The 22,043-nt window shown below is 42.8% G+C and carries 21 protein-coding genes; 18 read left to right on the forward strand and 3 right to left on the reverse strand.

Annotation, left to right across the window (positions count from 1 at the left end):
- Window positions 1-60: 60 nt before the first annotated feature.
- From AC0VXY_RS08315 to AC0VXY_RS08335, 5 genes are all read left to right on the forward strand, one after another.
- Window positions 61-279, forward strand: coding sequence for a hypothetical protein (locus AC0VXY_RS08315; RefSeq protein ID WP_060670046.1), 219 nt, complete (start codon window positions 61-63; stop codon window positions 277-279).
- Between the two features lie 133 nt (window positions 280-412).
- Entirely contained in the window at window positions 413-1,180 is a 768-nt protein-coding gene (gene fadH / locus AC0VXY_RS08320; protein WP_435991658.1) for a 2,4-dienoyl-CoA reductase, read from the forward strand.
- Between the two features lie 161 nt (window positions 1,181-1,341).
- Window positions 1,342-2,565, forward strand: coding sequence for an EAL domain-containing protein (locus tag AC0VXY_RS08325; RefSeq protein ID WP_475527517.1), 1,224 nt, complete (start codon window positions 1,342-1,344; stop codon window positions 2,563-2,565).
- A gap of 73 nt (window positions 2,566-2,638) precedes the next feature.
- Window positions 2,639-2,878, forward strand: coding sequence for a hypothetical protein (locus tag AC0VXY_RS08330; RefSeq protein WP_435991654.1), 240 nt, complete (start codon window positions 2,639-2,641; stop codon window positions 2,876-2,878).
- Window positions 2,879-3,092: 214 nt separating this feature from the next.
- Window positions 3,093-3,596, forward strand: coding sequence for a DUF3993 domain-containing protein (locus tag AC0VXY_RS08335; protein ID WP_475527518.1), 504 nt, complete (start codon window positions 3,093-3,095; stop codon window positions 3,594-3,596).
- A gap of 72 nt (window positions 3,597-3,668) precedes the next feature.
- Here the strand turns inward: AC0VXY_RS08335 and AC0VXY_RS08340 are convergent, their stop codons facing one another.
- Together AC0VXY_RS08340 and AC0VXY_RS08345 are read right to left on the reverse strand one after the other, a co-directional pair.
- Window positions 3,669-3,902, reverse strand: a complete 234-nt coding sequence (locus tag AC0VXY_RS08340; RefSeq protein WP_435991650.1) for a glutaredoxin domain-containing protein — start codon at window positions 3,900-3,902, stop codon at window positions 3,669-3,671.
- Entirely contained in the window at window positions 3,899-4,852 is a 954-nt protein-coding gene (locus AC0VXY_RS08345; RefSeq protein ID WP_475527519.1) for an MBL fold metallo-hydrolase, read from the reverse strand. Before AC0VXY_RS08345 ends, AC0VXY_RS08340 begins: the two co-directional genes overlap by 4 nt.
- 154 nt (window positions 4,853-5,006) lie before the next feature.
- Here AC0VXY_RS08345 and AC0VXY_RS08350 point away from each other — a divergent pair, with 154 nt between their 5' ends.
- Both AC0VXY_RS08350 and cbpB read left to right on the forward strand, forming a co-directional pair.
- Window positions 5,007-5,252: a YkuJ family protein gene (locus AC0VXY_RS08350; RefSeq protein WP_034756109.1), complete on the forward strand. Its 246-nt coding sequence runs from the start codon at window positions 5,007-5,009 to the stop codon at window positions 5,250-5,252.
- 155 nt (window positions 5,253-5,407) lie between these two features.
- Window positions 5,408-5,848: a cyclic-di-AMP-binding protein CbpB gene (gene cbpB, locus AC0VXY_RS08355; protein ID WP_435991645.1), complete on the forward strand. Its 441-nt coding sequence runs from the start codon at window positions 5,408-5,410 to the stop codon at window positions 5,846-5,848.
- A 130-nt stretch (window positions 5,849-5,978) separates the two neighbouring features.
- On the opposite strand, the gene AC0VXY_RS08360 is transcribed toward cbpB, so the two are convergent.
- Window positions 5,979-6,704 (reverse strand): sulfite exporter TauE/SafE family protein, encoded by a 726-nt coding sequence (locus AC0VXY_RS08360; RefSeq protein WP_475527520.1) that lies wholly within the window; start codon window positions 6,702-6,704, stop codon window positions 5,979-5,981.
- Window positions 6,705-6,814: 110 nt separating this feature from the next.
- On the opposite strand from AC0VXY_RS08360, the gene AC0VXY_RS08365 reads away from it, so the two are divergent.
- The 11 genes from AC0VXY_RS08365 (at window position 6,815) to AC0VXY_RS08415 (ending at window position 22,032) form a co-directional block, all read left to right on the forward strand.
- Window positions 6,815-7,693: a LysR family transcriptional regulator gene (locus tag AC0VXY_RS08365; protein WP_435991641.1), complete on the forward strand. Its 879-nt coding sequence runs from the start codon at window positions 6,815-6,817 to the stop codon at window positions 7,691-7,693.
- A 95-nt stretch (window positions 7,694-7,788) separates the two neighbouring features.
- The gene (gene dapD / locus AC0VXY_RS08370) at window positions 7,789-8,496 is read left to right on the forward strand and encodes a 2,3,4,5-tetrahydropyridine-2,6-dicarboxylate N-acetyltransferase (protein ID WP_435991639.1); all 708 of its coding nucleotides are present in this window, start codon (window positions 7,789-7,791) and stop codon (window positions 8,494-8,496) included.
- 112 nt (window positions 8,497-8,608) lie between these two features.
- Window positions 8,609-9,727 carry an N-acetyldiaminopimelate deacetylase gene (locus tag AC0VXY_RS08375; RefSeq protein WP_435991637.1) on the forward strand — a complete coding sequence of 373 codons (1,119 nt, stop codon included), beginning with the start codon at window positions 8,609-8,611 and terminating at the stop codon, window positions 9,725-9,727.
- 233 nt (window positions 9,728-9,960) lie between these two features.
- Entirely contained in the window at window positions 9,961-12,366 is a 2,406-nt protein-coding gene (locus tag AC0VXY_RS08380) for a hypothetical protein (RefSeq protein WP_475527521.1), read from the forward strand.
- Complete coding sequence (locus AC0VXY_RS08385; protein ID WP_435991634.1) at window positions 12,363-13,298, forward strand: ABC transporter ATP-binding protein; 936 nt, start codon at window positions 12,363-12,365, stop codon at window positions 13,296-13,298. The genes AC0VXY_RS08380 and AC0VXY_RS08385 overlap by 4 nt, the downstream gene beginning before the upstream one ends.
- The gene (locus tag AC0VXY_RS08390) at window positions 13,295-14,146 is read left to right on the forward strand and encodes an ABC transporter permease (protein ID WP_435991632.1); all 852 of its coding nucleotides are present in this window, start codon (window positions 13,295-13,297) and stop codon (window positions 14,144-14,146) included. Before AC0VXY_RS08385 ends, AC0VXY_RS08390 begins: the two co-directional genes overlap by 4 nt.
- A gap of 4 nt (window positions 14,147-14,150) precedes the next feature.
- A complete protein-coding gene (locus AC0VXY_RS08395) occupies window positions 14,151-15,638 on the forward strand; it encodes a hypothetical protein (protein WP_475527522.1) in 1,488 nt (495 codons plus the stop codon).
- 5 nt (window positions 15,639-15,643) lie between these two features.
- On the forward strand, window positions 15,644-16,645 hold the full coding sequence (locus tag AC0VXY_RS08400; RefSeq protein WP_475527523.1) for an AAA family ATPase: 1,002 nt from the start codon (window positions 15,644-15,646) through the stop codon (window positions 16,643-16,645).
- Window positions 16,646-16,707: 62 nt separating this feature from the next.
- Window positions 16,708-17,505, forward strand: a complete 798-nt coding sequence (locus AC0VXY_RS08405) for a DUF58 domain-containing protein (protein WP_475527524.1) — start codon at window positions 16,708-16,710, stop codon at window positions 17,503-17,505.
- A 32-nt stretch (window positions 17,506-17,537) separates the two neighbouring features.
- Window positions 17,538-19,277 (forward strand): vWA domain-containing protein, encoded by a 1,740-nt coding sequence (locus AC0VXY_RS08410; RefSeq protein ID WP_475527525.1) that lies wholly within the window; start codon window positions 17,538-17,540, stop codon window positions 19,275-19,277.
- A complete protein-coding gene (locus AC0VXY_RS08415) occupies window positions 19,261-22,032 on the forward strand; it encodes a VWA domain-containing protein (RefSeq protein WP_475527526.1) in 2,772 nt (923 codons plus the stop codon). The genes AC0VXY_RS08410 and AC0VXY_RS08415 overlap by 17 nt, the downstream gene beginning before the upstream one ends.
- Window positions 22,033-22,043 lie beyond the last annotated feature (11 nt).

Raw genomic sequence — 22,043 nt, forward strand, 5'->3', positions numbered from 1 at the left:
GGAAGGATCCCTTTACAAAATTGAATCACGGTTCCTAATGCTTTATGAAGGAGAGGGATTATGAAAAAGACAAAACGTATGGAAATCCTCTTTCTCCCTACCGAAAGAGGAACGATCAGAGTGTATGTATACGGCTTTAAATCTCCTCGATCTTTAGGTCAGGTAGTTGTTTCTTATAATGATGTTTCAGTTGAAGCAAAAGGATATAAGCGAAATAAAACAATTATTAAGGCACTTGCCCAATTACATGAGCTCATCGTGAATAATCCGGATGGTTAGCACTAAAGACTGATTTTTAAGAAAAAGATGTTTTCTTAAAAATCAGTCTTTTTTTACGGTAATCGTGGTTGTAGAGTATGGTTGTATGGTAAAATATGAGTGAGTATTCATTCATTACTAGGGGGAGTTACATATGGGAGAAGAACAAGTTGTCATCGTAACAGGCGGTTCGAATGGAATGGGGAAATATATGGCAAAGCACTTCGCTGAAACAGGTGCCAGCGTCGTTGTCACGGGAAGGAATGAGGAGAGGCTTCAATCGGTGAAGGAGGAATTCTCTTCTCTCAAAGGGAAAATCGAAGTATTCCAAATGGACGTAAGGGAGCAGGAACATGTTAAGGCCATGGTCGGGTTTACGGCAGAAAAATTCGGCAAAATTGATGTTCTAATCAATAATGCAGCCGGGAATTTTATATGTCCTGTAGAAAAGCTCACTCCCAATGGGTGGAAGTCCGTCATTGACATCGTTTTGAATGGAACCTTCCTATGTTCACATGCAGTTGGGAACTATTGGATCGAAAATGATCAAAAGGGATCCATCATCAATATGGTAGCAACATATGCTTGGAATGCGGGTGCTGGTGTCGCTCATTCAGCAGCGGCTAAAGCCGGGGTTTTATCGTTGACAAGAACCCTGGCAGTTGAGTGGGGACATAAGTATGGTATCCGCACGAATGCGATTGCCCCGGGACCGATCGAACGTACCGGAGGAGCAGAGAAGCTGTGGATCTCGGAAGAAGCTGCTAAAAGGACCATCGACAGTGTACCATTAAAACGTTTGGGTACACCGGAAGAAATTGCAGGCCTTGCCTTTTTCCTCGCCTCTGAAAAAGCTGCCTATATTAATGGAGAATGCATCACGATGGATGGAGGCCAATGGCTGAACCCGTTTCCATTTTGATCTGACATGTTCATAAAAGGCGTTAATACTAAAAAAAGCTTTCCACATTCCTGTTCAACTGACAGGAAAGGGAAAGCTTTTTGGGTTTTTCTCTTTTAGTTCATCAGAATAGTTGTGTTATAATTATGCAAAAAAATATGAGTGATAGTGGGGGAGTGCGAATGGACGCATTAGAGATATTATCCAATATAGAAAAAGTGATTCCGTACTTTCAACCGATCTTCAGTGCAGATGAACATAAAATCATTGGTTACGAGGTATTTGGAAGAATGGATTTGGGGAATAAAGGGGTCGAAAGTCTTGGCCCATTCTTCTGTGACGATGAGATACCTGATGAATACAAAATCGAAGTGGATGAACGTGTCACACGTCTTGCACTCGGAAAATTTTTAGAAGAGAAACAAGAGGGGTTCATATTCTTGAACCGGGATGCCAGGTTACTTATGCTGGATCATGGTCAGTCCTTCCTTGAGCTTCTCCTGGAATATGAAAAGAAGGGTTTGGTCTTAAACCGGACAGTAATCGAGTTGTCAGAAAAAACGTTTATAGGGGACTTTGATCAATTGGTTCACCTTCTCCTCTATTACAAAACATATGGAATAAAAATTGCCATCGATAATATCGGTGGTAGTAGCGGTCAACTGGATCGGCTTTCACAGTATTCGCCGGATATACTGAAAGTGGATTTATATCAACTTCGTAATGATGCGGGGAATAAAGTGTATAAAGATATTTTATATAGCTTATCGATGCTTGCCAGAAAGATCGGGGCATCCCTGTTGTTCGAAAATATCGAAATCAATTACCAGCTTCAATTTGCCTGGCTGAATGGGGGCAGGTATTACCAGGGCTTTTATCTAAAGCATCCTTCCGACTCCTTTCTCAAACCTGATCTGTTAAAAGAAAAGCTGAAAGAAAAGTGCCAGGACTATATCCGATATGAAAAGAAGCACCTGGAAGCAGGCTATGAATTCGCTGACGTCCTTCATAGAGAAATTAGTCAAAAATTAATGACCTTAAAGAAACAAACGGTGGAATTCGATGATCTGCTTTTTGAGGTGGCGAGGCATTTTACGGATAAATGTTTTCGGGCTTATATGTGTGACGAAAATGGGTTTCAAGTCACGAGTAACGTAGTGAAATCCGATCAAATTTGGACGATTGAACCAAGGTATAAAGGGAAAAATTGGAGCTGGCGTCCGTACTTCCTTGAAAATATCATCCGGATGAGAATCGATAAAAAAGGTTTGCTTTCTGATATTTATAGTGACATCGATTCTGGAGAATCCATCCGTACGTATTCCTACCCTTTCGGAAATGGACTTTATCTCTTCATGGATCTCTCGTATGAATTTTTATTCGAAGAAGACGGTTTGCTTTTTTAGCATGCATTTCTTGAATAGCCACCTGTTGTTGGGACAAATTATTCTAAAGGACATTTTGTAAGGAGGGGCTATTTTGAGTATATTTATGATTGTGCTTTCGTTGATTGTTTTGGCGCTTGCTGGTTATTCACTTGTGTACACCTTTAGATTGGCGGGGCAGGAAAAACGGTTGAAAGGTGACTTTGACACGGACATTCCCGACGTCGTAAAAGAGCACCCGTTCATCCGCAATCCCGTGTTTTTATCCATCCTGATTGGTACCATTCTGATTACATTATTCATCATTTATTGGTCCATACGCTATTTATCATAATAAATGGAGGATGCTGCATGAATATCATGTGGCATCCTTTTTTTGGTTAATTGTACCATCAATAAATGTGTTTAAGCGCCACTGGCAGGGGGAATTTTACAATCAAACCAAAAAATATGTCAGTCATTGTTATGATTTAGCGAAAGAATGGTATGCTATCGACATTTTTCTATTGCTACAATAATTTAATCTACTGGAATAGGAGTGAAAATACATGGGGAAGAAAAAATTATCGCTATTACTTTTCATTTTAGTCCTCGTAACAGCAGCTTGTGGGCAGGCCAGTCAAATACAGGCATCCGGATTCACGAAGGAGAATGCCTTAGCCCTTGTTAAGGAAACTTTTAAAACTCAAGTGTCCTTGAGTGAAAAACCACAATCGAAGAATCTAATTGAGGAGAAGCTGTCAAAGTATCTAACACATAGTCTGACAGCAGGTTTTATGAAGGAAAACGTATATGAGGTAGACGGTGGGTACATTACTTTCGGTTCTGATTTCGCTTCGCACTATGTACCATATTTCCATTATGATGATTCCACCAAGGCACAATACATAGATGGGAAATGGTATGTCTGGGAAGAAAGAACAGAAGATGAGGAAGGGCCGGTTTCCAGCACAAACGGCATCGAAGCCGTCGTGTTGAGTGAAGAAGAAGGGACATGGAAGGTTTCCTCGATAACGTACGAATTACCGGAATCGGCTCAACAATCACACTAATAGGATAAGGTGGCCCAAAAGGATGCTTAAAGGATTGAAAGCATCTTGGGGCCACCTTTTTAATATAGGGAACTATATGTTTAAGGCAGCAGACAGGGCTTCGAGGTTGAAGCCTGAAATGACTACCGAATCAATGGTGACGGTAGGGGTGGAGTAAGACTTCAATTGATTGATAAGATAGTTTCTTGCTTGTTCGTCTTTTTTTATGTTGATTTCTTTATAGTTCACATTATGTTCTTTCAAGAACATTTTGACCACTTCGCAGGGTGGGCATTCGGGTTGAGTATATAGTGTGACTTCCTTCATGATGAACGGTCTCCTTTTTGTTTTATGAAATAATCTACGATCCCCATTGCAGAAACGTTCATATCCAACTCCAGCAATGAGAAAATAGGGTTATTTGGATCGATTCCTTTTTGCACCAATTCCCTTCCTGTAAGTTCAATTAATAGAGAAGTGATGGTTCTTACGTTCTCCTCCATTGTAACATGGGAGGAGTACTGTTCCTCACTCTTTGTTATGAAAAGATCCAGCCATTTTTCTACTTCTGAAAGGGCAAAAGATACTTCCTCGCTTACCCCGTAATGACCGAAGTACAACCGGTCGAGATGAAGGCTTCTATACAGGCGAATGGAATTCTTCATTTTTTCAGGATCAAATTGATTGGGGGAGGTGGAAGGGAAATAAAAACGCTTCGACCCAATGGTGTATTGAATTCCACACGTATCACCTGTGAATATCCCATTTGAAGTGGAATCAAGGATACTGAGGTGATGATCGGCGTGTCCCGGGGTATGATAGAACGTTAGCGTGCACGTATCACTGAGACTCAGCTTTTCTTCATGAGCCATCACCAGTATCCTCTCTTCAGGAATCGGTACGATCGGGTCAAATAGTCCATCGAATTTTTCACCATAAACCGCTTTTGCTCCTGAAATCAACCGGGTGGGATCGATGAGATGACGCCTTCCTTTCGGGTGGACTATGATACTTGCGTTTGGGCACTCTTTTAGAAAAAGACCTGCGCCTCCAGCATGATCAAGATGGATATGGGTTAAAATTATGTATTGAATATCTTCAGGATTAATGTTTAACTTAGAGAGACCTTTTTTTAGATGAGGGATTGAAGGACTGGCGGATGTTTCGATAATGGTCAGTGCCTCTTCGTTTATTATATAACTGCCTGTGCGTTCCTTTAAGGATAAATCCATTAGATCAACTAATGATATTCGGGAATCTATACGGTAAATACTCATCGAATCAATCCTTTCATTGAGAGAAGATAGTAATCACCTTTCATTATAAAGGAATTTAAGTAGAAAAGGACAAAACATTAGATTTCACAGGATAGAATCTGGTACAATGCAAAAGCTATGACCAAGAATTAGATCAGGAAAGGAGAGAGTGATTATGTCTCAGCTTCTTGGAATTATACAAAGATTAAAATCATTACAAGAACAAGGTGAACAAGGGGAAACTCAACAACGATTTTTTGAATACAATGGTAAGAAGATCTGTGAGGTGAAGTATCTTCCCAAGCAGGATACATTCGAGATTGAAGTCATGAATGAAAAAGGAAACAGCTTTCCTTTTGATAACATAGACATTACAGCCATTGAAATTTTCGAACTTCTACAGGAAGCCCAACAAGATTAAAACAAGCTAAAGGTAACCATCCGGTTATCTTTTTTAGTCTTTAAACCAATCGTATTAACATACATTTTTCTTCCAGTATGTTAAAATGGGTAGAGTCAGTTTCTTTTGTCTAAAAGCGTCACGCAAATTCTTATTGATTAAATGAGGGGTTATACATGATTTCATTGAGTAGCAAGGAGTTATTAGAAACGAATATTAAGGATTTCATTATTCCTTCTGAGAAGGTGGCTCATGTTCAAATGGGGAATTCCCTGGAACATGCGTTACTATTACTCACAAAGAGCGGTTACTCAGCCATCCCTGTCCTTGATCCATCGTTCCGTTTCCAGGGATTGATCAGTTCAAGTTTAATTACCGATTCAATTCTGGGTCTCGAACGTTTTGAGTTTGAAAAACTTGAAGCGAAAAAGGTAGAGGAAGTCATGACAACAGATTTTCCGATTATCTCTTTACAAGCAGATTTCAAGAAAGCTTTGGACTTTTTAGTCGACCACCCATTCTTATGCGTGTTGTCCGACGATGGCTATTTTGAAGGAATCATGACAAGAAGAGTTGTGTTAAAGCAGCTTCAACGACAGCTGTTTAAAAGGGATTAAAACCTTTATGGCAGTTACATACCGGGAAAATGTTAGAGGATGGCACACTTGTCATCCTCTTTGTTCTTTCATTAGATAAGGTAGAGCTACCGTTAGCTTCATTTCTTCTATGCTGTTCTATGGACCTTCCTTAAAGAAACAAGTTCTTACCGAGTTGCAAGATCAAAATGAATGTCAAAATGTTTAAAAGGATCCGGAGGTGTTTCATAGAAAGCCTTGATGCGAGTCTTACTGCCAGCTGAGCTCCTATTAGGGCCCCCAATGCAAACGGAATGGCGACACCCCATTCAACATGACCATTTTGACAATAGACAGTGAATGCCCCTAAGCAACTGACAAACGTTTGAAAACGGGTAAGGGCGACTGATTTTAAATAAGACAGTCCATGAAATAAATATGTGTACATGAGCATCGTAGCCTGCCCTGGTCCGAACAATCCGTCATACGTACTTATGAAATACAGAAGCCCGTAGACCCTGTAGTGTTTCTGTGTTCTTTCCTTTGGCTGGAATCCCTTTAGCAGGCTTAATGCCAGGGCAAAGAGAAGGAAGGAGAAAGCCATCCATTCAAGGAGGGAAGCGGGTATTTTATTCGATAGAAAGGCCCCTGACAGCCCCCCGGCGAGTGCAATGGGAAGAATGGGCAAACATTCCTTCCATGTAATTTTCCGTTCCCTCACCAGGTAAATAAAACTCGAAGATGAACTGATAATATTTGAAAATTTAGCAGTTGCAATCGCGGTATGAATCGGTAACCCCACTAGGAGCATGACTGGCATACCGATCAGGCCGCCGCTTCCGGCAAGCGTCCCGATAAGAGCTACAATCAAACCTGTAAAAAATAATATCACTTCCATTAGTGCCACACCTCTTTTCTATCTACTCTCAATATATTCGACTTCAGCTAATAATGAAATTTTATATAAGTTAAGATATAATATAAGAAAAACTTATGAAGGTGAACATAATGGCATTTTCGGAATATCAGCTGCTTCATGTACTTGCCCAGGAAATGAATATGAGGAAAGCAGCTGAACGGTTATTTGTGTCTCAGCCTGCTTTGTCCCAGAGACTGCAGACGATTGAAAAGGAATGGGGGACGAAATTATTTATCCGTTCCCAAAAAGGCCTTTCACTGACTCCCGCTGGAGAACTTGTCGTGGAGCTTGCCGATGAGATGCTGCAGAAGGAAGAAAGTGTGAGGGAGCGGATACAGGCACTTGAATTTAAAGTGCACGGAACGTTGAAGATTGCCTGTGCGTCGATCGTAGGACAAAATTGGCTTCCGAAGGTTCTTAAGCGCTTTGTGGAGACCTATCCACATGCCAAGATATCTTTGATGACCGGATGGAGCAGTGAAATTCTTAAAGCAATCTATGAAGACGAAGTACATATCGGGATCATCCGGGGCACGCCGGATTGGAAAGGACCAAAACACCATTTATTTCAGGACACACTGTACTTGGTGGATAGAGAAATCCAATCCATAGAGGAAGTCATGAAAACGGATCGTCCCTTTATCCAATTTAAAAGTGATTCGAATTATTATCAGGAAATACAAGACTGGTGGCATCGCCAATTCCAGACCACTCCTAAGCGGACGATTGTTGTGGATCAAATTGAAACGTGTAAGCAGATGACTTTAAACGGAATCGGTTACGCCATCCTGCCAGCCATCACATTGGACGGCATGGAAGAAAACATTTATAAAATCCCCCTCATCGATGAGCATGATTCATTCATCCACCGTGATACATGGTTACTTGGTTACGAGTCTGCCTTTCAATTACGGCAGGTGGAAGCATTTGTGAAAGTTGTAAACGAATTCATCCATGAAAACTCATAGGATTCAACCTTATGGGTTGTCTTCCACCCTTTAATCTGATAAAGTAATTCAAGAAACGAATTCTGAATATATACATAATTACGGAGGGAATTCTCATGAACATGATGGATGCAAACGAAATTATTTCTTTTATTCAAAATAGTACTAAATCGACTCCTGTTAAGGTCTATGTAAAAGGTAATCTGGATGGAATCAACTTCGGCTCTGCCCAAACGTTCCTTCAAGGAACTTCAGGGGTGGTTTTCGGAGAGTGGAGTGAGCTTTCTACTATTCTTGAAGAGAATAAAGATAAAATCGAAGACTATGTAGTGGAAAATGATCGTCGAAATTCTGCGATTCCTCTTCTTGATCTTAAAGGAGTGAAGGCCCGGATCGAACCAGGTGCCATTATTCGCGACCAGGTCGAAATCGGTGACAATGCGGTCATCATGATGGGGGCGATGATCAATATAGGCTCTGTCGTAGGCGCAGGAACGATGATCGATATGAATGTTGTACTGGGTGGACGTGCAACTGTAGGACAGAATTGTCATATCGGGGCAGGTGCAGTGCTTGCAGGAGTCATTGAGCCGCCATCTGCTAGACCTGTGGTTATTGAAGACGATGTCGTCATTGGTGCCAATGCCGTTGTCCTCGAAGGTGTAACGGTTGGAAAAGGGGCTGTTGTGGCCGCCGGAGCGATTGTGGTGGATGATGTGGCTCCATACACGGTTGTGGCAGGTACCCCTGCGAAGAAATTGAAAGACATTGATGACAAAACAAAATCAAAGACAGAAATCAAACAAGAATTACGTCAACTGTAATTCATTCAATCATAGAGGATGAAGAAAGAACGGACGGTTATCGTCTGTTCTTTTCTTGTAGATTCCGGTTTTCCTTATCCATCATTCTATTTTCCCTATAAGGAGGATTCCCATGTCAACAGTAGACTTTAAGTCAATCAGGAGAGATCTCCATCAAATTCCGGAACTTGGGTTTCAAGAGTTTAAAACTCAAGCATACATAATGAATTATTTGAGCACCCTTCCTGCTGACCGATTAGAGATCAAGACTTGGAAAACGGGCCTTTTTGTTAAGGTTCATGGCACAAGACCTACGAAGATGATCGGGTACCGCGGGGACATTGATGGCCTGCCGATCCAGGAAGAAACGGGGCTTGAATTCCCTTCTTCACATGAAGGGAAGATGCATGCCTGTGGACATGATTTTCACATGACAATCGAATTGGGGGTTCTCACCCATTTTGTTCACCATCCAATTGAAGATGACCTTCTCTTCATTTTCCAACCCGCAGAGGAAGGACCAGGTGGGGCAGAGCCGATGCTCCAAAGTGCAATCATGAAGGAATGGATGCCGGATTGTATATTTGCCCTGCACATTGCCCCGGAATATAAAGTGGGGACGGTTGCCGTTAAAGAAGGGCTGCTATTTGCCAATACGTCTGAACTATTCATAGACTTTAAAGGTAAAGGAGGACATGCTGCCTACCCCCATCATACCAAGGACATGATTGTCGTGGCTTCTTCTTTTGTCACCCAAATGCAGTCGATCGTCTCAAGGAATGTTGATCCATTGGACAGTGCGGTCATTACAGTCGGAAAAATGGAAAGTGGTACTGTCCAGAATATCATTGCAGAAACGGCAAGATTGGAAGGGACCATCCGTACCCTGTCACCCCAGTCGATGATTAGTGTGAAAGAGCGGTTGGAAGCATTGATCGAAGGAATGAGAATCAGCTATGACTGTGAAATCGAAGTGAGTTATGGCAGCATGTACCGGCAGGTGTTTAATGATCGCAAATGGACAAACCACTTTATGTCTTTCCTGAGGGAAACCAACCGGGATCTTGTCATCTGCAAAGAAGCGATGACTGGAGAAGACTTTGGATATATGCTTGAGGCAATACCCGGCTTTATGTTCTGGCTCGGTGTCGACTCACCATACGGACTCCATCATTCTAGATTAAACCCGAACGAAGATGCCATTGACTTTGCCATCACCCTTCTTGCGGATTTTATCGGTTCATTAAAATAATCCATCTTTATCACGGAACGTATCTTGGATACCTTCCGTGATTTTTTTTGCTTTCAACCCACCCAAAAGAAAATACTTGGCATTAATTTCAAAAACGGTCTTGCGAATACGTGAGAATAGTGTAAAATTACACTTGTGGAAGTTGGGTAATTTAGGAAAAATAAAAAGAAACTTTTTCCTGTTACATTTCGTCTATGTTCTAGAGAGAAAGAGAAAGAGAAAGAGAAAGGGGAATGCATGTGAATAGGTGGGGGAAAGTATTATTCGTTGTGTTCTTAGGCTTATTGATGTTCCTGTTCATACAGGATACAACACTTGCAAAAGGACCAATAAAAATTTCAGTAGAAGAAGGAATCGACGGAAAAGTAAAGGAAGGCAGGGGCTTTCCTCTTAAAGTCACCGTAGAAAATACAGGTTCCGATTTCAAAGGCGACCTTTTGTTTGATTATGCGCCATCCTATCAGACAGGGGGAGCGAGGGCGCTGTCCATCGATGTTCCTGCCAACTCAGTCCGTACATACACATTTTCCATTCCGGGATTCAATGATGAGATCAGACACAATTCAAATCTCCAGACCATTCATCTGTTTGATGGATCATGGGAAAATGGGAAAGAAGTGAAATTTAAAGGAGATAAACGCTTAACACCTAATTTCATTTATAACAATAATACAACAATTGGATTATTAAGTGAGAATCCTGATCGCTTGAAAGGAATCAAGGGTTCAACCATGGGAGGAAACCGGGTCGAGGCGTTGACACTTACAAAGGAAACGTTTCCTGAGGAACAGGGCGGTCTTCAGATGCTTGATTATATTGTCATAGACCAATTCAACGTAACAGAACTCAGTCAGGAACAACAGGGGGTCCTTAAGAGCTGGGTTAAAAATGGAGGGGTACTATTTATAGGGGCTGCCCCTCATCTGAGAGATACACTTGGTTCTTTAGCCGATATGGCTCCTCTAACTCAACAGGAAGAAGCGACACTTTCCGATACGTCTTCCTTTAGTGTAAAGAAAGACATGAAGGCTTCTTTCAGCTCTTTAACCATCTATAAAGGGGAAGTGAAGCATGAAGCAGAAGTGGTGGCGGAACAAGGGGAAATCCCTTTAGTCGTAAAGAGCGCAAGAGGTCTTGGTGAAGTTTGGCAAACATCTTTCTCCTTGGGAGATCCTGCTTTGAACGGGTGGGAACACTATGATGATTGGTTTGCAAACATGCTTTCTAAAACAGAACCATATTTCTTATTTGGTCAGAACAATGGTGACCAAAGTTTCCTTGAGAGGATTTATTATGAAGTTGCTGATAGTAATGAACTCTTTCCATCGACAAATTTTAAAATAAGCACATTAGTCATCATTCTGATCCTGTACTTGGTTATCATCGTGCCACTCCTTTATTTCCTATTAAGAAAAATGGATAAACGTGAACAGGCATGGTGGATCATCCCTGTCATATCGATCCTTGTCTCATCGGGAATATTCATAACAGGTGCTAAAGAAAGAATCTCAAAGCCTCATTTAAATCAAATGAACATCTTGAAGGTGGAAGAGGATAAGAGTGCTCATGGGATTTCAGCATTCACAGCCCTTTCAAACACAGGCGGGGACTACGACTTTGTTTATGACAGGAATCATTTAGAGCTTACACCGGCAAGGATGAGAAATAATCCAGGTGGGGGCAATCAGTATAAATTCGCCATTGAAGAATTGAATAAGGATCAAAGAAAGATCACGTTCAGGAATGTGGAGTACTGGTCAACGAGAACTGTTTTGGGAACCAGTGAAAGAGAGGACCTGGGGAAATTCATCCCGGAATTAAGTATGAAGGATAAAACTATTTCGGGTAAGATACAAAATGCTTTCCCTTACGATTTCACCGATGTCTATATATGGTCGGGAGCCCGAATCTACCGGGTTGGTGAAGTGAAGGCAGGGGAAACACTTAGTGTCGATAAAAAGCTTTCGACTGACTATTTATCATCACCGATCGGTAATCCCAATATGTCGGCACCGTTTCCGAATCAACAGAGCATAAAGCAGCAAAAGAAAGAACGCTTGGAAAACTTCGCATCACAAATGATTTCTTCCGATAATGAAAATAACTCTCCCGTCATTTTTGGATATACGGAAGCTGGGATTTTCGATATGAGCATAAAGAATAAAGAATCGAAATCTGATAATTTCTCACTGCTTTATCAGCATTTTCCTTCTCTTGGTACGTATAAGGGAGCCTTTACCCTTCGGAGTGAGCAGCTTGATCTTGATGTCAAGCCTGTAAAAGGGCAAATCATCGAGCACTATTCCCATAATGGGGCAGATGAAATGGGACTGGAGGATGGAACGTATGAAATGGCCATTCAAATACCTAAACAAATCGAATTGTCAAAGGTCACTCTTCATTCATTAAATATGACGCTTCATACGGGTGGGGTCCTTAAGTTCTCACTTGTAGAACCACGCACGGACGAAAAGATCCCTCTTGAAGAGACATCGGCAGGTGCTATAGAGGTTAAAGAGAATGTGAACAACTATATGAATGACAATGGGGAAATCGTTTTTGAGTTTGAAAAACGTTCTCAAGGGGATCCGTTCGTTCGTCTTCCTGCCATTGTTTTGAAAGGGGAGGTACAGCCATGATCGAAATTCACAACTTATCCAAACGTTATGGGTCATTTCTGGCCCTGGACGATCTGAATTTATCCATTGGAAAAGGGACCGTATTTGGGTTTGTCGGTCAGAACGGGGCAGGGAAGTCCACGACGTTTTCCATACTGGCCACCCTACTGGCTCCTACGACCGGAACGGCCACGGTGAATGGATTCAATATTAGCAAAGAGCCTAAATTGGTCCGGAGACAAATTGGCTATATGCCCGATTTCTTCGGTGTGTATGATCAATTGAAAGCGGAAGAGTATCTTGATTTCTATGGTGCAAGCTATAAAATCCCTGCTGACCAGAGAAAAAAGCTCATCCCTCAGCTATTGGAATTGGTGAATCTAACTCATAAGAAAGATTCCTATGTGGATCTTTTATCAAGGGGGATGAAGCAGCGTCTATGTTTGGCCAGGTGTCTCATCCATGATCCGGAGGTACTCATACTTGACGAACCTGCTTCGGGACTGGATCCGAGGGCAAGAATCGAGATGAGGGAAATTCTTAAAGAATTGAAGAAAATGGGCAAAACGATCTTGATCTCGTCCCATATCCTGCCTGAGCTCGCAGAAATGTGTGATGAAATCGGGGTCATCGATAATGGAAGGCTTGTGGCCCATGGTTCTGTATCGGATATCCAATTTCAACTTCAGGCAGATAAACTGATCGTGGTAAAGGTGAGGGGACTGGTTGAAAGCGCCGTTGCATTTTTCGAAGATGATCCGTTTGTCTCGAAGATCGAAGTGAATGAAGATAGCAGAACTCTTCAATTTCTCTATAAGGGTGACGAGACCGGGCAAACTGAATTACTCAAAAAAGCCATCCTAAATGATATTCCTATCTTGAGTTTCAAAGAAACCGAGACGAATCTGGAGGATGTCTTTATGGAGATCACCAAAGGAGTGACCCTTTCATGAAACAATTACTCATCAATCCCATGTTGAATAAAGAATTCAAGCTTCGTTTCCGTTCATTTAAAGCGTTCATCGGGATGTTATGCTACTTGATTGCCGTAGGGATCGTGGTGATCGGCTTCATCTATATGCAAACCAGATTTTCGAATACTGGCTATTTTCGCCCGGAAGAAAGCAGGGTGATGTTTATGGTTCTCTCATTCCTGCAGCTTGCTCTCGTATTATTCATCACCCCGGGTTTAACAGGGGGCGTGATCAGCGGTGAAAGAGAGAAACAGACGTTAAGCATGTTGCTGACGACAGAACAAAGTTCCATGAGCATCATTTTAAGCAAGCTCGTTTCATCCGTTTCTTATTTGTTATTGCTTGTAATATCCAGCTTGCCCTTATACAGTTTTGTTTTCTTATTCGGCGGCGTATCTCCTTCCGATTTACTCACTGTGTTTGGATACAGTTTGTTTCTCGTCTTTACATTTGGTTCGATCGGCGTGTTTTATTCAACAGTCATAAGGAAAACGATTGTGTCCATGGTCACAACCTATGCGACGGTTCTATTTCTGGTAGGGGGGACGTTGTTTCTCTTTATGCTTTCCATGGCAATCGGTAACGGCCCTTACCAGAATCAGAACACTCCGGTGCCTTATCTCATAGCCATGTTCAATCCTGCCATTGTCATCATGGGGCATTTTGAACCGATGGCGATTGATGAAATTTATTCACGCAGCGGGATCAAGTTTCCGTTGTGGATCTCATTCTTGATTATCTATTCAATACTTGCTGTGATTTCCCTGTCCTTAAGCATTATGAAGTTGAGACCGAGCATGAAGGTGAAGAGCACAAATAAAGGGTGAGAAGATGGACGCAAAATTTCTTCAATTACTAAAACAATTAAGAAAAAAGCTCTTGATCAGGCAATTATGGTATGTCATCCAGCTCCTGCTTGTTTTGGCAGGGGCCTTTGCTCTATGCTTGACCACTTTAGCATCAATCATCGTCATTCCCTATTGGGATAGAATCCTTTGGAGTGGGATCTTTTTCATTGTGATTTCGGGTGTGGTGGTATCTTTTCCTAGAAGACCAACCTTGAAGGAAAGTGCTATATTTTATGATCGGTTCGTTGAGGATAATAGAGTCACTGCCGCTTATAGCAGTATTCAAGAAGGTCATGTATTATCACCGCTGATCATCCGGGATGCCCTTGTGAAAATGAAAGAAACCCCTCCTGAAATGAAAAAGTACCGAAAAAGAACCATTCATCCCGGGTTGCTGACTTCTACCGTGCTGCTTGTTTTCTTATCCTTTCTGATCTTCACCCAACGGGATGCCACTTTTCAAGAAGCAAAACGAATGGAGAAGGAAAAGGAAATCATTGCCCAATCAGACAAAAGAATAACCAAACAGGCAAAAAAGAAAGAGAATGCTTCTATTAAAGAAAGGCTGTTAAAGGAAAACGAACAGCTTAAGAAAAAGAAGGCGGCAACAGAGCGCTATGAAGAAATAACCAAAAAAGTGAAAGAACTGAACCTTCAGAAGAAAATGATGGAAAAACGGCAGGCTAAGCTGCAGGAAGTAAAGAAAGAGGTGGACGGAATTGACTTACCCCATATAAAAACAGCCATACAAGAGACTGACAGTGATAAACTTCAGCGAGGGTTTAATCAACTGTCAGACCAACAGAAAGATCAGTTGCTTGGGGCAATGAAAAAGAAGGGTATTGATTCCCTGGAAGAATTGTCGAATTTAATGAAGGAAACAAAAGGGTCCGGTCAAATGAATGAAATAGCCAACCTTCAGGAGGAGCTGCAGCAGGAAGCCGATCTCTTAGGTAATGCAATCGGGAAAAGCATGACAACTGAATACGGACAAGTAGCTCAAAAAACATTCTCCGATCAAAAGGAAGCTGCTTCTTCCAATCAACCCAACAGCCATTCTAAAACAAGTAAGCAGGCTGCTTCTTCTAATAAACGGAGCGGGAAACCAAGCTCATCCGGACAAGAAGGCAAAGGGTACGGGACGGGTTCTGGCACCGGAAAAGGAAGCAACGGCAACGGAACAGGCACCGGCGCAGGCCGTGGCCAGGGGGCGAGGGAATTGCTCTCAGTTCCTGAAAAAACAGGCGGGAAAAATCGTATAGAACTTGATACGGGAAAATTGGGAGATGGTTATAGGGGAGATCATTTCCAAGCAGATGGACCGGTTCAAAAAGGGTCACTGAGGCCCTATGAAGAGGTGTATCAACAGTACTATTCCTCGTATCGGAGCGGAAAAGATCGAGCCACCATTCCTAAAGATTTAGAGCATATCATCGAATCGTATTTCAGTGAAATTGATCCAGGAGAGTGAAGAGGATGAATATAGTAGAAAAGGAACAGCAGTTCAAGGAAGCCTCTGAGAAGATAACGGAAGTAAAGGCAGAGGTTCAAAGGTTCATCGTCGGACAAGGGGAGATTGTAGAGGCGGTTCTTTGGACCATTCTGGCGGGAGGACATACTCTCCTTGAAGGACTGCCAGGGGTGGGGAAAACATTGCTCGTACGGTCCCTTTCCGATGTGATGGATCTTAGCTTCTCAAGGATTCAATTCACCCCCGATCTGATGCCTACAGATATAACTGGCACAATGGTCATGAAGCAAGTCCGTGATGATCAACACCCTTTTATCTTTCATGAAGGCCCATTGTTTCATCATCTGGTATTGGCGGATGAGATCAATCGATCAACGCCCAAAACCCAGAGTGCCTTACTCGAGGCGATGGCCGAGCATACGGTGACGGTGGTAGGGGAGACAATGACGTTAGAAAAGCCGTTTTTTGTCCTGGCAACTCAGAATCCCATCGACCTTGAAGGGACGTACCCTCTTCCAGAAGCTCAGGTTGACCGTTTTATGAGCAAAGTGCTTGTTTCCTATCCTTCTAAACAAGAATTGAAACAAATCATCAAGCGGACAACGGGAACAGAGGAAGTCTTTCTTGAGAAAAAGCTGAGTCAAGGGGAGCTTCTGACGATTCAGGGACTTGTCAAAGAAATCGTCGTGACGGATGAAATGATTGATTTTGCCATCGATATCATAGACGCTACGCACCCGGCCTGTGAGAAAACAACCGAAGGAATCAAACAATATGTCGAGTATGGGAGTGGACCCAGAGGGCTGCAAAACCTCATATTAATGGCAAAAGCCCGTGCGTTGACACAAGGCAGATACCATGTGTCAACAGGAGACATCAAAAAAGTTTCCCCTCTCGTTCTTAGACACCGGATTATCCTGAATTTCGAAGGAGAAGCCATGAATGTGCATACCGATGACCTTATCCTTGAAATAATCGATTTTGTCCAAAAGGGTGATCATCTTTGAACTTTCACAGCCAGTTTTTAGCTCAGTTAAAAAGGCACAGGATCAACGGGGGCCGCTTGAAAATGGGTCACCATAAAGGCTCCCGCCTGGCAACCTACCAGGGCAGTTCCCTTGAATTCTCTGATTATCAGCTCTATGAACTTGGTGACGATGTCAGGCAAATCGATTGGAACGTTTATGCCAGAACCGAAAGAATCTATATTAAAAGATATTTGGATGAGAGGGAATGTAATGTTCACATTTATCTGGATTGCACCAACTCAATGGTAACCGAAGTTAGAAAGTGGGAGAGAGCGAGAGAGTTGGCAGGAGCCCTTTCCTTCCTTGCCCTTTCGAATGACGACCGACTTACCCTGCATTGTATCGGGGCTCAAAGGAGTTTCATGAAAAAAGGATCCCGGGACGCAAAAAGCATTCTCTTTGATATTAGGCAGCTTTCTGCAGAAAGTGTGGGGGGCACTTCGTTTTTTGGGGACCTGATAAAAGGCGTCCGGAATAAAAGCTCGGTATCCTTTATCATATCGGACGGTATGGAATCTATTTCAGAGATTGAGGGTGCCCTTAGAAGGCTGTCTATTAAAAAAGAAATGACCTATTTTATTCAACTGCTGGATGAAGAAGAGCTCTCACCTTCGTATGAGGGTGATGTGAAATTAATTGACAGTGAAAAGCACCAGGAAGTGAATGTATCATTGAACCGAAATGTAGTAGGGAAGTATCAGGAACGCTTAATGGAACACAACTCGATGATTGAATCGTTATGCAAAAAATGGGGATTCGGCTACCTGCGTACAAACTCCCTTACATCATTAAATAAAGTATTCTTTAAGGATTTCAAAGAAAATGGATGGATCCGCTGAGGTGAGGTGAGGGTATGGGAATAGGAAATCCAATGTTTTTTTTCTTTTCTTTTTTTATAGCAGCTGTCATTTTAATGTACTTTTTCAGGAAGCGGTACCGGGATTATATTGTGCCTTCCAATCTATTATGGGAGGAGGTAATGAAAGAATGGCAGGCATCACCATGGTTTCATCGCCTGCAGAAAAACCTCCTTCTTCTCCTGCAGGTTCTCATTCTGACCTTGTTGATGTTCGCTCTGGTCCAACCTTATCCTCTCGATGAGTTGGAGAAAAAAGAGCATGTCATCATTTTACTGGATACCTCTGCCTCCATGAATGCCTCACAGGACGGGATCTCCCACTTTGAACTGGCTAAAAGGGACATTCAAACGTTGATACAAGACAGCGAGGGGGACGTCATCCTCTTAGGAGTGGGGAATTCCATCTCAACCGTTGTTTCAAAAGAATCAAACGATCAAGTGGTGATCAACCAATTGGAGAATCTTTCAGTAACAAATGATCATGAGGATATGAAGAAAGCTCTTCGCCTGGGTGAAGCACTTGGGGAGGGTTCCAAATCGATCATTCATGTCTATTCTGATTCGTTATTAAAAGCTGATCTTAAAGAAGAAAGGATACATACACCGATCAGGGTTCATAATTTCATTCCAGATCCGACGAATGTTTCTCTTACAAGCTTCGGGGTGGAAAAATTGGGGACTACCTATAAGGGGGTCGCCGTAATCGAAAATCAAAGCGATGAGTTACAATCCGGGACAATCACCATATACGATGATAAACAAAAAGTGACTTCTAAGCGACTCAAAATCGATGCTGGGAAGGAAGTCGTCATTCCACTGGATAAATTACCTTCAAGCCCTGTACTAAAGGCCGAGATTGATTTTCAGGATGATTATATGGGGGATGACATCCTTACCAGCGTTCAGACAACCTCAAAGCCGTCTGTCCTTATGCTAGGGGAGATCAATCCATTCTTGTTAAAAGGTTTTCAATCACTTGGCGTAAATGTGAAGACCATAGAAGAGAACCAGCTGAAATCAGGTGGTGAAATCATTGTGACGACAAACGAGAAATGGAGAGAGCTATCCATCAAGAACCCTGCCCTGATCATCCCGGGTCCATCGGACAAGTCCACTGCCCTTAAAACAGGTATGGAAGTGAAATATGACCCGCTTGTAAAGCATGTTGACTTTGAAAAAGTGTTTGTTGAAAAGGCAGGTTCCATTGAATTGAAAGGTCTGTATACCACCGCTCAAAGTGGTTCCGTACCGCTTATCCAGAAAGGTGAGCACAAAGGGGCTAAAATGGTGGTCCTGAACCTCAAGCTTACTGACACAGACTTCCCCCTGCATCCCGGGTTTCCAATCTTTCTTCATAACGTCTATCAATATTTATCAGAAGATGAAGGGTTCATCGGTTATTTTCAGCCGGGAGAAGAAAGGACTGTCCCTCTTCCCACGGGGAAATGGGATATTTATTCAAATGAAGATGAGTTTATAGAAGAGTGGGACCAAGGGGAATGGTTTAAAGCCCCACTGACCCCCGGGGTTTATCAAGCAGTACGAGGAGACAAGATGAAGTACTTCAGCGTCGTACTTGACGACAGAGAAAAACAGCCGGGAGGCGAGGCGTTTTCAATGGAACCAACGGAAGAAAAGGGTGAAGAAGTGGAAGAAACCATTCCCCAAACCCTGTCTTCCTGGTTTCTCGTGTTGGCGATCATGATCTTATTTATTGAGTGGGAGGTTTACAGGCGTGGGAATCGAATTTGAAGAAGTCCTCTGGCTATTGCTCCTGATTCCACTTGGATTTGTTCTCTTCCTCTTTGCGAAACAGGGGATAGATAGGAAAAGGAAAATCATTCCCATATTAAGGGGATGCGCCATGGGCATGCTGATCCTTGCCCTTGCCAATCCGTCCATTGTTTTACCTGAAAAGGCAAAGGCGGTCATCTTCTTGGCGGATCATTCAGCTTCAGTATCCTTGCAAGAGGACCGTATCCTTGATTTTCTCAATCGTAGCGTACATTCCAAAAATGAACGGGATCAATACGGTATTGTTTCATTTGGTGAAAATGCGGCAATTGAACATACCGTTTCAGATGAGAGGGACGATCCAGAACAGCTTGCGGGAGAAATCAAGGAAGGAAACACAAATCTTCAGGAAGGATTGGAATTCTCATCGAATCTTCTTCCACGTGGAGGGAGGATTATCGCCATGACAGACGGGAAGGAAACGATGGGGGCAGGGGAAGACGTCATTCCTCTATTAAAGGGAAAGAAAATTGAGGTTGACTGGGTGCCCCTCACGTCCGATACGAAGGAAGATGTGGCCATAACAGAGGTGTCTGCTCCATCTATCCAATATGAAGGGGAAGAAACTACTCTCACGGTCAATACGTATAGCACGACCAAAAAAGAAATTGAAATGCGCCTTACATTGAATGATCAGCTTATCATAAAGAAAAACCTTCAGGTGCAAGAAGGCAACAACGAGTTTCAGTTCAAGCATGTAGTGGGTGAATCGGGATTACTGGTGTATAAGGCAGAAGTGTTCTCAAAGGGGGATGGGAGTCCTGAAAACAACACACTCTACCATCTGGCCCGCTCAGAAGGAGCCGCGAAAGTCCTGTTAGTGGAAAACGCCGGCGAGGAAAGTGCCTTGACACCGTTATTAAACTCAGCAGGGTTTACCGTCGATGTATATAAGCCGGAACAACTACCCGACAAGGTGACATCCTATCTGCAATATCAAACCATTCTATTTGATAATGTAGCAGCTACAAGCATCCCTGAGGAAAAAATGCTCCTAATGGAAAAAAGCGTGAAAGAATTTGGAAGAGGATTCATTATGTTCGGTGGAAGTGACAGCTTTGCCCTTGGGGGGTATTTTAAAACACCGATTGAACGATTACTTCCCGTAGATATGGATGTAAAGGGAAAGAAGGAATTGCCTTCTCTCGGTCTGGTGATCGTTCTGGACCGCTCCGGCAGTATGGACGGCCAAAAGTTGTCCCTGGCCAAAGAGGCAGCTGCCAGGACCGTTTCCCTACTAAGGGACAAAGATACCCTGGGAGTCATTGCATTCGATGACAAGCCGTGGGATATCGTCAAAACGAAGCCACTCACTGATCGCAAAAAAGCAGAAGAAAAGATTCGTTCCATTTCGCCAGGAGGTGGGACAGAAATCTACAGCTCCCTGCAGCAGGCTTATGGGAGTCTTCTGAATCTCCCATTAAAAAGAAAGCATATTATTCTTTTGACAGACGGGCAATCAGCCTCTTCCGGGAGTTACCAGGCACTTGTAGAGGACGGCCATGAAAAACAAATCACCCTATCCACTGTTGCAATCGGAGAAGGGGCGGACAGGGGACTGCTGAACAATTTATCACAGTGGGGAAAAGGAAGATTCTATGATGTTACCGATGCCAGTGTGATACCGAGCATCTTAACGAGGGAGACGGTGATCACGACAAGGACGTATATAGAAGACCAACCGTTTTATCCAAGGGTTGCATCCTCCGATTGGTCTGCCTTATTTAAAGACGGTGTTCCTCAGATGAATGCCTATATTGCAACCTCGCTGAAAGGGACGGCCCGGATGGAATTGGAAAGTGGAAAGAACGATCCGGTGCTGGCAACCTGGAGATACGGTCTTGGAAGATCATTCGCCTTTACGTCTGACACGAGTGGGAAATGGACGGGTGATTTTGCACAGTGGCAGGGATGGCCGGCATTTCTAAATGAGCTTGTTACCCGCTCGTTTCCTGATATCCGTTCGAACCCTTTCTCTATCGATGTGGAGGAAGAAAATGAAAATACCCGACTAAAGTTGTCATCTTCAGAGGGGAACGTATCGCCACTTGAGGTGGCGGTCCTGTCTGAAGATGGGAAAATGATTCCCGCAACGATCAGGATAAAGGCACCGGGTGATTATGAAGTCGTGTTTGAAGAACGTTTATCACCTGGTTTGTACAATATGAACATTTCCAAAAAAGGAAAGGAAGGTGGCTCATTTCAGACAGGTTTCTCAGTCCCTTATTCGAAAGAATACTCTTTCAAGGGGGGATATCAGTCACTTGATAGAATCGTAGAAGAGACGGGTGGAAGGAAAGCTTCTTCCGTTAAAGGGGCATTCAGGGAGCTGCATTCCCCCTCGTTTAAAAAACAGTCCATTCAAACCATGTTGATCACGGCAGGATTCCTATTATTCTTTTGTGAGATTTTTATAAGAAGATTCGGTGTTGCACCGATAAAGTTGGTGTTTGATCTGATTAAACCACCGAAGACATCACATGAGGTGAAAGAGAAAACAAGCATCGAGCAGCTTGGCAGAAAAGTCAAAAAGGAGCACCGGTATGATGAGGGGAAAAGACCTGACAGGCAGCCAGCTTCGGAAGTGGCCAAAGAAAAAAAGGAATCCGTCAAGGAAGTGAATCGAGAAAAGAAAAAAGAGGCACCTGTAGTAAATGATGATGACGACCGATTTAAACGTCTTCTTGATGCAAGAAAGAGAAGGGAGAAATAAAGAAAGAGAAG

Source organism: Rossellomorea sp. QJM3NY_18, assembly GCF_056173145.1.